The 15,253-nt window shown below is 49.5% G+C and carries 13 protein-coding genes; 10 read left to right on the plus strand and 3 right to left on the minus strand.

Features of this window, described 5'->3' with window-relative positions:
- Window positions 1-37 precede the first annotated feature (37 nt).
- Together recN and nadK are read right to left on the minus strand one after the other, a co-directional pair.
- Entirely contained in the window at window positions 38-1,702 is a 1,665-nt protein-coding gene (gene recN, locus CWI84_RS04950) for a DNA repair protein RecN (RefSeq protein WP_126841474.1), read from the minus strand.
- A 77-nt stretch (window positions 1,703-1,779) separates the two neighbouring features.
- Window positions 1,780-2,685, minus strand: a complete 906-nt coding sequence (gene nadK, locus CWI84_RS04955; RefSeq protein ID WP_126841475.1) for an NAD(+) kinase — start codon at window positions 2,683-2,685, stop codon at window positions 1,780-1,782.
- A gap of 175 nt (window positions 2,686-2,860) precedes the next feature.
- Between nadK and grpE the strand changes: the two genes are divergently transcribed.
- From grpE to CWI84_RS05000, 9 genes are all read left to right on the plus strand, one after another.
- Window positions 2,861-3,505 carry a nucleotide exchange factor GrpE gene (gene grpE / locus CWI84_RS04960; protein WP_126841476.1) on the plus strand — a complete coding sequence of 215 codons (645 nt, stop codon included), beginning with the start codon at window positions 2,861-2,863 and terminating at the stop codon, window positions 3,503-3,505.
- A 90-nt stretch (window positions 3,506-3,595) separates the two neighbouring features.
- Entirely contained in the window at window positions 3,596-5,518 is a 1,923-nt protein-coding gene (gene dnaK, locus CWI84_RS04965; RefSeq protein ID WP_126841477.1) for a molecular chaperone DnaK, read from the plus strand.
- 86 nt (window positions 5,519-5,604) lie between these two features.
- Window positions 5,605-6,759 carry a molecular chaperone DnaJ gene (gene dnaJ / locus CWI84_RS04970; protein WP_126841478.1) on the plus strand — a complete coding sequence of 385 codons (1,155 nt, stop codon included), beginning with the start codon at window positions 5,605-5,607 and terminating at the stop codon, window positions 6,757-6,759.
- Window positions 6,760-6,813: 54 nt separating this feature from the next.
- The gene (locus CWI84_RS04975; protein WP_126841479.1) at window positions 6,814-7,698 is read left to right on the plus strand and encodes a M48 family metallopeptidase; all 885 of its coding nucleotides are present in this window, start codon (window positions 6,814-6,816) and stop codon (window positions 7,696-7,698) included.
- Entirely contained in the window at window positions 7,698-8,513 is an 816-nt protein-coding gene (dapB, locus tag CWI84_RS04980; RefSeq protein WP_241968735.1) for a 4-hydroxy-tetrahydrodipicolinate reductase, read from the plus strand. The genes CWI84_RS04975 and dapB overlap by 1 nt, the downstream gene beginning before the upstream one ends.
- 147 nt (window positions 8,514-8,660) lie before the next feature.
- Window positions 8,661-9,806, plus strand: coding sequence for a glutamine-hydrolyzing carbamoyl-phosphate synthase small subunit (gene carA, locus CWI84_RS04985; protein ID WP_126841480.1), 1,146 nt, complete (start codon window positions 8,661-8,663; stop codon window positions 9,804-9,806).
- 31 nt (window positions 9,807-9,837) lie between these two features.
- Window positions 9,838-13,065 carry a carbamoyl-phosphate synthase large subunit gene (gene carB, locus CWI84_RS04990; protein ID WP_126841481.1) on the plus strand — a complete coding sequence of 1,076 codons (3,228 nt, stop codon included), beginning with the start codon at window positions 9,838-9,840 and terminating at the stop codon, window positions 13,063-13,065.
- Entirely contained in the window at window positions 13,062-13,538 is a 477-nt protein-coding gene (gene greA, locus CWI84_RS04995) for a transcription elongation factor GreA (protein ID WP_126841482.1), read from the plus strand. Before carB ends, greA begins: the two co-directional genes overlap by 4 nt.
- Window positions 13,539-13,693: 155 nt before the next feature.
- Window positions 13,694-14,212, plus strand: coding sequence for a helix-turn-helix domain-containing protein (locus tag CWI84_RS05000; RefSeq protein WP_126841483.1), 519 nt, complete (start codon window positions 13,694-13,696; stop codon window positions 14,210-14,212).
- A gap of 1 nt (window position 14,213) precedes the next feature.
- On the opposite strand, the gene yhbY is transcribed toward CWI84_RS05000, so the two are convergent.
- Window positions 14,214-14,510, minus strand: coding sequence for a ribosome assembly RNA-binding protein YhbY (gene yhbY / locus CWI84_RS05005; RefSeq protein ID WP_126841484.1), 297 nt, complete (start codon window positions 14,508-14,510; stop codon window positions 14,214-14,216).
- Between the two features lie 107 nt (window positions 14,511-14,617).
- Between yhbY and rlmE the strand changes: the two genes are divergently transcribed.
- Window positions 14,618-15,244 carry a 23S rRNA (uridine(2552)-2'-O)-methyltransferase RlmE gene (gene rlmE / locus CWI84_RS05010; RefSeq protein ID WP_126841485.1) on the plus strand — a complete coding sequence of 209 codons (627 nt, stop codon included), beginning with the start codon at window positions 14,618-14,620 and terminating at the stop codon, window positions 15,242-15,244.
- Window positions 15,245-15,253: the final 9 nt, after the last annotated feature.

The following is a 15,253-nucleotide window of genomic DNA, read 5'->3' on the forward strand; positions in this document are numbered from 1 at the left end:
ATTCATCGACTGCAAAAAATCGCAAAGGTTCCTCGGCTTAGCTCGCTAACAGCTCTTCTGCATTCGCTTTGGTTTTGTCTGTAATGCTATCACCACCAAGCAAGCGTGCTAACTCGATAACACGGTCATCACGGTTCAGAGCGGTAACCTGCGTTAACGTTTCGTTACCATCGGTGGATTTCGCTACCTGCAGTTGGTTGTGTGCTTTAGCGGCAACTTGCGGCAGATGGGTTACACAAATGACTTGGTTAGTTTCGCCTAATTGTCGTAACAACTTACCAACGATAGCTGCCGTCGGTCCTGAAACACCAACGTCGACTTCATCAAACATCATGGTCGGTGTTGTCTCTTGGGTCGAGGTTATCACTTGAATAGCCAAACTGATGCGTGACAGCTCACCACCCGATGCGACTTTTGCTAACGCTTGCAATGGTTGCCCAGGGTTGGTCGATACTTGCATCTCTACGTTATCAGTGCCGCGCTTGGTTGCTGTGGCATCAGCATGGTGTTGTACCTGAATATCGAACCTTGCTTGGGTCATGTTGAGTTGGTGCATACTCGCTACGATCTTCTGACTCAACTCATCGGCCGCTTTGCGACGGCTTTGCGAAAGGCGCTTTGCGGCCTCGCGATATTGCTGTTTAGCACTATCACGTTGTGCCATGAGTTGCGCTAAACGCTCGCTTTCGTTTGCCAAACCGTCCAATTCTGCGGCAAGCGCTTGGTGCTTTTCGACCAGCTTTTGTGGTGCCACTTGATGTTTTTTGGCTAGCGCGAGGGCTTGAGTCATGCGTTGTTCTACGGTTTCGAGCTCTGCAGGTTCTAACTCTAATGACTCTTGATATTGCACCAGTTCACGTGCCGCTTCTTCCACGCTAACGCCAGCATCATTTAACAACTTCACGGTGTTATTGAGTTGCGGGTCTAATTCTGCCGCTTCGTTGAGGCGCTTGATAGCCTGTTGAATTAAGCTAAAGGCATTGTTGTGCTCACCGTCATAAAGTGCGTTGCTGGCAAATAAGGTGTCTTCCAGTAAGGTTTTGCTGTTCGCCAGTTTCTTGTGTTGTTCTTCTAATGCCTCAAACTCTCCCTCACCCAGATTAAACTGCTCCAATTCTTCCACTTGATAGTCCAGTAACTGGCGCAGCGCATCCCGTTCACTTTGCTGTTGGTTAAGCTTGCGGTATTCCTTTTCTATGCCCGCCCAATTTTGGTAGGCATCAGCAACCGCTGCGAGAAGATCAGGGTGGCGGGCATAGCGGTCAAGCAACTGCAGTTGATTTTCTTCCTGGGTCAATGCTTGATGTTCGTGCTGGCCATGAATATGGACCAGCATTGGCGCCAGTTGCTTGAGTTGCGAAGCAGGTACTGGGGTACCGTTAATCCATGCGCGGGAACGACCTTCTGCAGTGACCACGCGGCGCAGCACGCACTCCTGCTCATCGTCTAGCTCTTGTTGCTGCAACCACTGCATCGCGGGGCTCTCGTTAGCGATGGCAAAACTCGCAATAATTTCCGATTTATCTGCACCTGGGCGCACCCAGCCAGCGTCAGCACGAGTGCCGAGGCAGAGGCTTAGGGCATCTAAGGCAATTGATTTACCCGCACCGGTTTCCCCTGTTACTGCCGTCATGCCATTATTGAAATCAATATCAACCGCTTTAACGACAGCGAAATTGCGAATATGTAAGTGCGTTAGCATAGTAATCTCCGCCACTGTTTGTTTGTACAGTATATACAGTATTTATACAGTGTTTTAGCGGAAACGCAAGCGCAGTATTAAAACAATCGGCTACCCCAGCCCAATTTTTTACTGAGTACGTTGTAGTAGCTGTAATCGACAGGATGGATTAAGCGTAGCGGCCGCTGGTGTTTCGCAATTAAGATATCGTCCCCAGGGTGTACAGCCATGCGCACATGACCGTCACAGCTAACTTGTAAAAGATCGTTATCGTACGCCGCGCGCAAGCGAATTTGGCGATTAGCATTCAGTACTATGGGGCGACTACTGAGGGTATGCGGGAACATCGGGACGAGCGTTATTGCATCGAGGTCAGGGTGCAAAATAGGTCCGCCGCCAGACAGCGAATAAGCTGTTGAACCGGTTGGAGTCGCAACAATGATGCCATCAGAGCGTTGCGAGTAAACAAACTGGTCGTCGACATACACCTCGAATTCGACCATATGTGCGACTTTATCAGAGTGCAGCACAACTTCATTGATGGCACAGCCTTGGCCTGCACGACTGCCTTGACTCATCACTTCAGCACTCAACAAAAAGCGCTGCTCGGTGTAGTAGTCGCCATGTAATATCGCCAGCAGCGGGGTCAATACGTCCTGCGGACTGATGTCAGTAAGAAAACCTAAGTTACCCCGGTTAACTCCTACTACACCGACGTTGTAATTGCACAGTGTACGGGCGGCGCCGAGCATATTGCCGTCACCACCAATGACCACGGCTAAGTCTGCCCATTCGCCTATTTCTTGCAACGACGCAGTGCGGGTGTCGTCGTCCAGTGCTAGTTGTTCAGCGGCTTGGCGTTCGATCAATACGTCATAATTGCGTGCACGCAGCGCTTGATAAAGGCTTTCTAGCGTTTGCCGTGTTTCTTCATGGTGTGATTTTCCCAATAATGCAATTTTCGAAAAAACGGCCTTAACGGCACTCACTGGCTGTTCTGGCATAACCCTAATCCTATATGACGTGTACCGCTAAGCTACGCTGGCCGGAAAAAATTATCAACCGCTGAAATTCTTCCCTTGAATCAAAAAATCTAGCCCCCATGTTAACGCTAACTTCAGTGCAGGTGCTTATCAGCACCGCATAACATTTAAGAAAACGCAGCAAAGAGTAAACGTTATGACCGACAAAAACGTGTCAGAAAATTCTGAACAGCAGACTCACGCAGAGGCTGCAGAGAATACTGAAGCTGAGCAGCAGCAACAGAGTCAGCAACAATCGGCTGCTGAGGCAGAAGCAACAGCATCAGAGGCGCCGCAAACAGAGCGACTGAATGAACTGGAGCTGGCGTTGACGAAAGCTGAAGCAAAAGTGAAAGAGCAACAAGAAAGCGTGTTGCGCGCTCAGGCAGAGATGGAAAACACTCGTCGCCGGGCTGCGCAAGATGTGGAAAAGGCGCAAAAGTTCGCACTGGAAAAGTTTGCCGGCGAGTTATTGACCACTGTTGATAACTTAGAACGTGCATTACAGGTTGCGGAGCAGGAAGAGAACGCGTCGAGCAACTTCGTTGAAGGTATTCAACTGACTTATAAAAGCTTGACCGCGACGCTGGAGAAATTTGGTGTAACAGCAGTCGGCGAACAAGGTGAAACGTTCAACCCAGACTTGCATCAGGCAATGTCGATGCAAGAGTCGGACGAGTTTCCGAATAACACCGTGATGGCGGTAATGCAGAAAGGCTATCAATTAAATGGCCGTTTGTTGCGTCCGGCAATGGTCATGGTGGCTCGAGGTGGTCAAGCGGGTGTCGACACTAAAGCTTGATAATTTCCTTACAAAAGGTGTTGAAATTTTATTTGGCGCCCCCAAATAACTAGTAACTGATTACGAATTTGGCAGTTTGGAGAGAGAATTATGGGTAAAGTCATCGGTATTGATTTAGGTACCACTAACTCATGTGTTGCTGTTTTAGACGGCGGCAAAGCTCGCGTTATCGAAAACGCAGAAGGCGACCGCACAACGCCTTCAGTTGTGGCATTTACTGACGACGGTGAAACCTTGGTGGGTGCACCGGCGAAACGCCAAGCGGTCACAAACCCTAACAAAACGCTATTTGCGATTAAGCGCTTAATCGGTCGTCGCTTCCAAGACGAAGAGGTTCAGCGCGATATCGGCATTATGCCATACAAAATTGTCAAAGCGGACAATGGCGATGCTTGGGTAGAGGTTGATGGCGAGAAAAAAGCGCCACCACAGATTTCTGCTGAAGTATTGAAGAAAATGAAAAAGACTGCGGAAGACTTCTTGGGTGAGAAAGTCACCGAAGCCGTTATTACCGTGCCTGCTTACTTTAATGACGCGCAACGCCAAGCAACCAAAGATGCTGGCCGTATCGCGGGGCTAGAAGTGAAGCGTATTATCAATGAGCCAACAGCGGCTGCATTGGCATACGGCATGGACAAGAAGAAAGGCGACAACGTCATTGCTGTGTACGACTTGGGTGGTGGTACGTTCGATATCTCTATCATTGAGATTGATGAAGTCGAAGGTGAGCATACCTTTGAAGTGTTGGCGACTAACGGTGACACCCACTTGGGTGGTGAAGACTTTGACAACCGCTTAATCAACTATTTGGTCGAGCAGTTCAACAAAGACCAAGGCATCGATTTACGCAAAGACCCGCTTGCGATGCAGCGCCTGAAAGAGGCTGCCGAGAAAGCGAAAATTGAATTATCTTCAGCACAACAAACTGAAGTGAATTTGCCATACATCACTGCGGACTCTAGCGGTCCAAAACACATGGCAATCAAAGTCACCCGCGCGAAATTGGAATCATTGGTTGAAGACTTGATTCAGAAGTCTTTAGAACCATTGAAGCAAGCGTTGGCGGATGCTGACCTGTCAGTCAGTGATGTCAATGACATCATCATGGTCGGTGGTCAAACGCGGATGCCGAAAGTACAAGCAGCCGTGACCGACTTCTTCGGCAAAGAGCCGCGCCGTGATGTCAACCCTGACGAAGCTGTTGCCGTAGGTGCAGCCGTCCAAGCTGGTGTATTGCAAGGTGACGTGAAAGACGTATTGCTACTTGACGTTTGTCCTCTGTCTCTTGGTATCGAAACCATGGGCGGAGTGATGACTAAGCTGATTGAGAAGAACACCACGATTCCGACCAAAGAATCGCAAACTTTCTCGACCGCGGAAGATAACCAGTCAGCGGTGACCATTCACGTGCTTCAAGGTGAGCGTAAGCGTTCTGGCGATAACAAGTCACTAGGGCAATTTAACCTAGAAGGTATTCGTCCAGCAGCGCGTGGTGTTCCGCAAATTGAAGTTACCTTCGATATTGACGCCGACGGTATCTTGCACGTGTCAGCGAAAGATAAAGACACCGGTAAAGAGCAGAAGATCACCATTAAAGCGTCTTCAGGCTTGGATGAGTCAGAAGTCGAACAAATGGTTCGTGACGCCGAAGCGCACGCCGAAGAAGACAAAAAATTCGAGGAAATGGTGCAGGCGCGCAACCAAGCGGACGGTTTGGTTCATGCAACGCGCAACCAGCTTGAAGAAGTCGGCGATGCCTTAGAAAGCGCTGACAAAGAAGCGATTGAAAAAGCGATTGAAGAATTGGAAGCCGCAGCGAAAGAAGGCGACAAAGAAGCAATCGAAGCGAAATCGCAAGCGTTAATGGAAGCGTCACAAAAACTGATGGAAGCCGCGCAAAGCAAACAAGCTGATGCCGGTGCTGAAGACGCAGCGAACGCCCAGTCGGGTAAAGCAGACGACGACGTCGTTGATGCTGAGTTCGAAGAAGTCAAAGACGACGACAAGAAATAAGTTGTCACTTTGATGAACCACATGACGGGTGTCGCCGCTAAGGTGACGCCCGTTTATTTGTGTTGGGTAAACAAAGAGCGGTAGCTATGGCGAGTCAAAATTTCTATGAAGTACTAGGCGTTAGCAAAGACGCCAACGAACGCGAGATCAAGAAAGCCTATAAACGGATGGCAATGAAGTACCACCCAGACCGTACTAAGGGCGATAAAGAACTTGAGTCGAAGTTCAAAGAAATTAAAGCAGCGTACGAAGTGCTGTCCGATCCGCAGAAACGGCAGATGTATGATCAATATGGTCATGAAGCCTTTCAACAGGCTCGCCAAGGCGGCGGTGGCCCAGGTGGCGCCGGAGGGTTCGGCGGCGGTGCTGACTTTGCCGATATCTTTGGTGATGTATTTGGTGATATTTTTGGTGGTGGTCGCCGCCAGCAGGCGCGTGCAGCGCGTGGTGCAGACCTGCGCTATAACTTAGAAATGTCACTGGAAGATGCGGTTCGCGGTAAATCCGTGGAGCTGGAAATTCCTACCTTGGTAGAATGTGAAGATTGTCACGGCAGTGGAGCGAAGAAAGGGACCTCGCCGAAAACCTGTGGTCAGTGCCATGGTACGGGGCAAATTCAGATGCGCCAAGGGTTCTTTGCGGTACAACAAACCTGCCCACAATGTCGCGGTAGTGGTAAGGTGATCAGCGATCCGTGTCGCTCTTGCCATGGTCATGGCCGGGTAGAGAAGAAAAAGACCTTGTCGGTGAAAATACCCGCGGGCGTAGATACTGGTGATCGTATTCGCTTGGCCGGTGAAGGTGAAGCCGGAGAGCACGGAGCACCTGCGGGCGATTTGTATGTGCAAGTGCATGTGCGTGAACACCCAATTTTCACGCGAGATGGCAACAACTTGTATTGCGAAGTACCAATGAGCTTTACCAAAGCGGCTCTCGGCGGTGAAATCGAAGTGCCAACGTTAGACGGTAAAGTTAAGCTTAAAGTACCGAAAGAAACGCAAACGGGTAAGCTGTTCCGCTTGCGCGGAAAAGGGGTCAAATCGGTTCGTACAGGTACTGCGGGCGATTTACTTTGCAAAGTTGTAGTGGAAACGCCAGTCAACTTGTCCGATAGTCAACGTGAACTGTTGAGCGACTTAGAACGTTCAATGGGGGAGGGCGAAGAAGTGGCAAGATATCGCCCAAAAGAAAAAGGCTTTTTTGATGGCGTGAAGCAGTTCTTTGACGACTTACGCAGCTAACTACGGCGTAGTTATCGTGAGTCGCGGGAGTTGCATACTGGCAAGGAGGATCTTATGCAGACAAGCCTTAAACAGTGGGGTAAATCTCTCGCGATAGTTGTCCTTACGGGGATGAGCAGTGGGCTTTTAGCAAGCTGCTCAACGTCACCTACTGGGCGCTCGCAATTACAATTCTTTTCGCACGACCAACTGGCAAAAATGGGTAATTCCTCGTACGAGGAAATGAAAAAAGAGGAACCCATTGTTAACGATGCTGATATCATTCAGTACGTTAGCTGTGTCAGCCACACGCTAATCAAGCAACTCCCTGAACCTTACAGCACTGCCGATTGGGAAATTACCGTATTTGATAAGCCAGTGGTCAACGCATTTGCCTTGCCCGGTGCTAATATCGGCGTTTATAACGGGTTGTTGCATGTTGCCAAAACACCAGCCCAACTCGCCGCAGTGATAGGACATGAGATCGGTCATGTGATTGCAGACCACAGTAACGAGCGCATGTCGAGTAACATGTTAGTCGGGCTAGGCTTGCAGATCGGTGGTGCGGTAGCGAATGCAAAAATGGACAACAGCAATGCTGGGCTGCTGATGGCGGCATTGGGTGTTGGTGCGCAAGTTGGCATCTTGTTGCCATACTCTCGAACCCATGAATCAGAAGCCGATGAGTTGGGTTTAGGCTATATGGCAAAAGCAGGGTTCGACCCACATCAAGCGGTGGAGCTGTGGAAAAATATGGCGGCCGAAGGCGGCGCAGCACCACCAGAACTGCTCTCCACTCACCCATCGCCGGAAAGCCGGATTGACGCACTACAACAGCAGTTACCTGAAGTAATGCCAGCTTATCAAACGGCATTAAAAGGTTCCGGTGCACCGCAGTGCCAACGCCCTGAGCGCTTGAATCAGCCACTCCCGACAGCCACCGAGAAAGAGCAGGAATAATGTCGAAGACGATTGCCGTAGCGGTGTTGGGCGCCGCGGGAAGGATGGGACAGGCAGTGATTGCTGCACTGGCTCAACAATCAACGGTCAGCCTGAGTGCCGCTGTCGTTCGTGAGGGTGATTCACGCATCGGCGAAGCTGTGGTGCAGATGCCTAATCAGCAATATTGCGCAGCAACTGCGGTTGATTGGCAGGCGACCGACGCCATTATTGATTTCTCCAGTGTTGCAGCGGTGAGTGATCACTTGGCATTAGCCAGTCGCCACCGGTGCCCGATCGTGCTCTGCACCACAGGGCTCAGTGAGAGCCAACAACGGCTAATCGATACTACAGCAAACAATGTCGCAGTTCTGCCAGCGCGGAACACCAGCGTTGGCATCGCGTTGCTGGAGAAGCTCACAGAATTGGCAACCGCAACGTTGCCGGATATCGATATCGAAATTGCTGAAACTCATCATAAGCACAAAAAGGATGCGCCGTCAGGCACCGCAATCGCCCTAGCTGAGGCAGCAAGTCGGGGAGCAGGGTTAGCGTTTAATCGCCACCAAGCAACGCCGCGGGGAGAGGGTGAACGCGAAGCCGGGAGCATCGGTTTTGCGGTCACACGAGCGGCAGACATCGTTGGTGAACACAGTGTGTTGCTGGCGCGCCTAGGAGAGCGAATGATACTTGAACACCGTGTCAGCGACCGTAAGATCTTTGCCGATGGTGCCATTAAGGCTGCACAATGGCTGGCGCACCAAACGCCCGGGCGCTATCAAATGAGTGATGTCTTGGGACTTAATCACGCGTTGCAAAGACTGCTTGCGGAGTAAATTAACGCTAGACGATTTTGTCTTTTTTTACTAAAATAGGCGCAATTTGCCTGATTCAGTGTTAACGCTGGAAAAGTGCTCTTCAGAACGTTAAACGGGGAACTCAATTGTTTGATTCGCCCGTTTTTTTATGTACGGAGGTTGCCCTTGAGTATTTTAGCGAGTCCATCCGCTAAGCAAGCGATACTGGTACTAGCCGATGGTACTGTTTTTCGCGGAACAGCGATTGGAGCTCTCGGCTCCGCGGTCGGCGAAGTGGTTTTCAACACTGCAATGACCGGCTATCAAGAAATATTAACTGACCCTTCCTACACTGAACAAATTGTTACCCTAACTTATCCCCACATTGGCAATACCGGCACTAACGACGAAGACGTCGAATCTGACAAAGTTTGTGCAAAAGGTTTAGTTATCCGTGATAACGCGATGATTGCCAGCAATTTTCGCAATCAGAAGTCGCTCTCTGACTATCTAATTGAACACAACATTGTCGGAATTGCCGATATCGACACCCGTAAACTCACCCGAATTCTGCGTGAAAAAGGTGCCCAAAATGGCTGCATTATGGCGGGTGATATTGATGAGCAACAGACACTCGCAGCGGCGCAAAAATTTCCTGGGTTACAAGGTATGGACTTGGCCAAAGTGGTGTGCGTGAAAGAGCAGCAACAGTGGGCCGAAGGAAGTTGGCAGTTAGGGCAAGGTTTTGTCACTCCATCACAGTTGCCTTACCATGTGGTCGCATACGACTACGGGATAAAGCGTAATATTTTGCGGATGTTAGTGGACCGTGGCTGTCGGGTTACCTTAGTGCCGGCGCAAACCTCTGCCGAAGAGGTGTTGGCGCTTAAACCTGATGGGATTTTCTTATCGAATGGGCCCGGTGATCCTGAGCCTTGCGACTATGCAATTAAAGCCATCAAAACGTTGATGGACAAAGATATTCCGATATTCGGTATATGCTTAGGACACCAGTTGTTAGCACTGGCGAGTGGTGCACGCACAATGAAGATGAAGTTCGGTCATCACGGTGCCAACCATCCAGTGAAAGACATCGCCCGCGGTACAGTGATGATCACCAGTCAAAACCACGGCTTTGCCGTCGACGAATCATCGCTACCGGATACTTTGGAAGTGACCCATGTGTCGTTATTCGACGGCACCTTGCAAGGTATTCAGCGCAAAGATATTCCAGCATTCAGTTTCCAAGGTCACCCAGAGGCGAGTCCGGGACCACATGATGCCGCGCCATTGTTTGACCATTTTATTGAATTGATTGAAGCACGCCAGTAATTCACGCAGCAGGTAAGAGACGAAGCACACTATGCCAAAACGTACTGATATAAAAAGTATTCTAATTCTCGGCGCTGGACCCATCGTTATCGGTCAGGCTTGTGAGTTTGACTACTCTGGAGCTCAAGCTTGTAAAGCGCTGCGCGAAGAAGGCTACCGGGTGATTCTGGTTAACTCTAATCCAGCGACCATTATGACTGACCCGGAAATGGCCGATGCCACTTACATTGAACCCATTCATTGGGAAGTGGTGGAGAAAATTATCGAGCTGGAGCGTCCCGACGCGATCTTACCGACCATGGGTGGCCAAACCGCACTCAACTGTGCTTTGGATTTAGACCGCCATGGGGTGTTGTCACGCTTCAATGTGGAAATGATTGGTGCTAACGCCGACGCCATTGATAAGGCAGAAAACCGCGATCGTTTCGATAAAGCGATGAAAGCCATCGGCTTGGAAACGCCTAATGCAGAACTTGCGCACAGCATGGATGAAGCATTCGATGTGCTCGAGCGGCTAGGCTTCCCTTGTATTATCCGACCGTCTTTCACGATGGGCGGAAGCGGTGGTGGTATCGCCTACAACCGCGAAGAGTTTGAAGAAATTTGTAAGCGTGGTTTGGACCTATCGCCAACCAACGAATTGTTGATTGATGAATCGTTGTTGGGTTGGAAAGAATACGAAATGGAAGTGGTTCGCGATAAGAACGATAACTGTATTATCGTTTGTGCGATTGAGAACTTCGATGCTATGGGAATTCATACCGGTGACTCCATCACTGTTGCGCCGGCGCAAACCTTGACCGATAAAGAATACCAATTGATGCGCGACTCAGCGATGGCGGTATTGCGGGAGATTGGCGTGGAAACCGGCGGCTCTAACGTACAGTTTGGGGTCAACCCAGATACTGGCCGAGTCGTCGTGATTGAAATGAACCCACGGGTGTCACGTTCTTCTGCGCTGGCTTCTAAGGCGACCGGATTCCCGATTGCAAAAGTTGCCGCTAAACTCGCTGTCGGTTACACCCTTGACGAACTCGAAAATGAAATTACGGGTGGCGTCACGCCAGCATCGTTCGAACCTGCATTGGATTATGTGGTTACCAAAATTCCACGGTTCAACTTTGAAAAGTTTGCCGGCTGTAATGATCGCTTGACCACGCAGATGAAGTCGGTGGGTGAGGTTATGGCGATTGGCCGTAACTTCCAAGAATCAATGCAAAAGGCGCTACGTGGCTTAGAGTTAGGGGCTACAGGGTTTGATCCTATCGTTGATATGAGTGACCCAGAGGAAGCCCGCTCACGGGTTATCCGCGAGCTCAAAGAGCCGGGAGCCGAGCGTATTTGGTACATCGCCGATGCTTTCCGCTTAGGTATGTCAGTGCGCGAAGTGTTTGAGCTTACCCGCATCGATGAATGGTACTTGATGCAAATTGCTGAACTGGTCGAAGCGGAACAAGAGCTTGGCCAAATCGGTCTGTCCGGTTTGAACAAAGACACGCTGTTCGCACTTAAACGACGTGGATTTGCGGATAAGCGGATTGCCGATCTGCTCTCGGTTAGCGAGAAAGAAGTGCGGAAGAAGCGTCATAAGCTGGGTGTTACACCGGTGTACAAACGGGTGGATACTTGTGCGGCAGAATTTGCTTCTGGCACGGCTTACATGTATTCGACCTACGACGAAGAGTGTGAAGCAGCACCGTCAGATAAAGAAAAAATCATGGTTATTGGCGGTGGCCCTAACCGTATTGGCCAAGGTATCGAATTCGACTATTGTTGCGTACACGCGGCGTTAGCCTTGCGAGAAGACGGTTACGAAACCATCATGGTCAATTGTAATCCGGAAACGGTATCGACCGACTACGACACCTCTGACCGACTCTACTTTGAGCCCATCACCTTAGAAGACGTGATTGAAATTGTTCGACTCGAGAAGCCGGTGGGAGTGATTGTTCAGTATGGTGGCCAAACGCCATTGAAACTGGCGCGCGAGTTAGAAGCGAACGGCGTCCCCATTATCGGCACATCGCCGGATGCGATCGATCGCTCGGAAGACCGTGAGCGGTTCCAAAGCGCGGTTAAACGGTTAGGCTTGAAGCAACCAGAAAATGCGACAGTGACTAACATTACCAGTGCGGTTACTGAGGCCAAGCGTATTGGTTACCCGCTAGTGGTTCGCCCCTCTTATGTACTGGGTGGTCGGGCAATGGAAATTGTTTACGACGAAGCCGACTTGCGCCGTTACCTTAACGACGCGGTGAGTGTGTCAAACGATGCGCCAGTGCTGTTAGACCGGTTCTTAGATAATGCAATTGAGGTTGACGTCGACGCTGTTTGTGATGGTCAGAATGTACTGATCGGCGGCATCATGCAGCATATCGAAGAGGCGGGTGTGCATTCAGGCGATTCCGCCTGTTCGTTACCGCCATATTCACTGCCTGATACCATTCAAAATCAGTTACGCGAACAAATGCAAAAGTTAGCGTTTGAGCTAAATGTTAATGGTTTGATGAACGCACAGTTTGCGGTTAAAGGCGAAGACATTTATCTGATTGAGGTGAACCCACGTGCGGCGCGTACAGTACCTTTTGTGTCAAAAGCTACCGGTGTGCCATTGGCTAAGGTTGCCGCTCGAGTTATGGTCGGCCAAAGCTTGGAACAACAAGGCTATGTGAAAGAAATTATTCCACCTTATTACTCAGTAAAAGAAGTGGTCATTCCATTTGCCAAGTTCCAAGGCGTTGACCCTATTCGCGGTCCAGAAATGCGCTCGACAGGTGAGGTGATGGGGGTCGGCGAAAGTTTCGAGGAAGCTTACGCGAAGGCCAACCTCGGTGCCGGTGAAGCGTTAGCGAAGTCGGGCAAAGCGTTAATTTCGGTTAAAAATAGCGATAAATCTCGGTTGATGGATTTAGCCCGCGGCTTAATTGCGCTAGGGTTTAAATTAGAAGCAACGCGTGGCACGGCAAAAATGCTACGTGAAGAGAATATCGATTGCACCGTGGTTAATAAGTTACAAGAAGGTCGACCGAATATTGTTGATGCTATCAAAAATGGTGAGTATAGCTATATCATCAATACTGTTGAGGGTCGTCAGTCTATTGAAGACTCTGTTTACATTCGCCGCGAAGCGTTGTTAAACAAAGTGATTTATACGACCACCCTCAATGCCGCTTTTGCGACGGTTAAAGCCAACACGGCCGATGACCGGGCGCGGGTGAGTTCGGTCCAAGAACTTCATAAAAGGGTTAAATTAGTATGAACCAGATTCCGATGACGGAACGCGGTGCAGAAATGCTCCGCAGCGAGTTAAAAAAATTAAAATCAGAAGATCGTCCTAGAATTATTCAGGCCATAGCAGAAGCGCGTGAACATGGCGACTTAAAAGAGAACGCTGAATATCATGCTGCGCGTGAGCAGCAGGGGTTCTGTGAGGGCCGCATTCAGGAAATTGAAGCGAAATTATCGAATGCGCAAATCATTGATGTGACCAAAATGCCAAATAACGGCCGAGTGATTTTTGGCGCAACAGTGACGCTGTATAACACCAGCAACGACGCTGAAGTAAAATACCGCATTGTCGGTGACGACGAGGCTGATATTAAGTCTAATTTAATTTCGGTGAATTCTCCGATTGCCCGAGCGTTGATCGGCAAAGAAGTTGACGATGTAGCAGTCGTCACTACGCCTAATGGTGAAGTTGAGTATGAAGTGGTGAATGTTGAGTACATTTAACACACTTGGCTTGACCCAGCTCCTTAATAAAAGCGGACATTTGTCCGCTTTTTTTTATATTTCAAAATGTTTCGGTCGCTTTTGCTCTATCGTCGATTTTGTTTCCTTTGTACCGTGTTATAGTTGCTTCGTCACGGATTTGACGAGTATTAAAAATGGAAAAAGTCAATACGGTATACCATACACATGCCTATGTTCGGCGCGCGCCGACGCGTTCAATTCAACCCATCAATTTGCAACAGAGTATTTTTCGGTTAAAGCTGATTTCTGGTAAAAAGCGCATTAAAGATGTGACCCAATGGATGGGAGTAAAGGAAACACGCTACGCAAACTGGCGTCGGCGCGGCACCGTTCCATACCAAATTATTATTCACGCGCTACTGATTCACGGAATTTCCTTAGATTGGTTTTTCGCTGCAGGGGAGCGGCTTTATTATCCTCGCCCGGACGAATTTGAGGAGCTCGGTGAGCAACCTCGAATTGGTGACCGGGAACGTCGCATGCGTTTATTGGGGGCGTTGCAAGTCATCGACCCAGTGCTGGAGGAACTCGGTGCTGAGCGTAACGAAAAACATCGTGATTTAATGTTAGAGGTGTTCTTCTCGGCCAATAATGACTGGGTGTCGCTAAGCGTAGCACTGCGCGCAGTGGCGCAGGCTTTAGCGCTGGAGTAGTTTAACCGCGAGGAAGTTTAAGGCTAGGTTCTTGTGCTGGGCGATACAAAATTTGTACTTTACCGATCACTTGAACTTCCTCTGCTTGAGTTTCGCGAACAATGGTCTGCATAATTTGTTTGCGTAACTCACGGTCTTCTTCTGGAACTTTTACTTTGATTAATTCGTGGTGCTCAAGGGCGCCATCAATTTCCGCTATAACGCCCTCAGTTAAACCGTTAGCGCCTAGTAAAACCACCGGCTTTAGGCTATGCGCCTGCTGCTTTAAAAACTGTTTTTGCTTATTGGTTAATGCCATATTGCTAAATTCTCTACCGAATTGCCTTGAATTTCCGCTATTCTAACGCCATCTATGCTCTATACACCAGAGTCGTGATTCCGATTTAGTAAAAGGTTACCTTTAGAATGGCAAAAAAGCGCAGCGCAAGCAGCCGTCGCTGGTTAAAAGAACATTTTGACGACCACTTTGTGCAGAAGGCACAGAAAAAAGGGCTTCGGTCGCGGGCTGTATTCAAACTGGAAGAGCTTCAAGCGAAAGACAAGTTGCTCAAACCGGGTATGACCGTGGTCGATCTCGGCGCCGCGCCAGGAGGGTGGTCACAGTTGGCGAGAGAGATTACTCACGATAAGGGGCAAGTGATTGCTTGTGACATTTTACCGATGGACCCAATCGCTGGCGTTGATTTCTTGCAAGGTGACTTCCGTGAAGAAGCGGTTTTGGATGCCTTATTGACCCGAATTGGCGGTAAAACAGTAGATGTAGTGTTGTCCGACATGGCACCCAATATGAGTGGCAACGACAACGTCGATCAACCACGCTCGATGTACCTTGTGGAGCTGGCGTTAGAGATGTGTCACCAAGTTTTGAAACCTGGCGGCAGTTTTGTCGTCAAAGTATTTCAGGGGCAAGGCTTTGAACCTTTTTTGAAGGATGTACGGGCGGCGTTTACCCAAGTAAAAACCCGAAAACCGGACTCCTCTCGAGCGCGTTCTAGAGAAGTGTACCTGGTAGCTACAGGTTACAAACTATAGTACCCTGTA

The sequence above is a fragment of the Idiomarina tyrosinivorans genome (genome assembly GCF_003987475.1).
Taxonomy (GTDB): domain Bacteria; phylum Pseudomonadota; class Gammaproteobacteria; order Enterobacterales; family Alteromonadaceae; genus Idiomarina; species Idiomarina tyrosinivorans.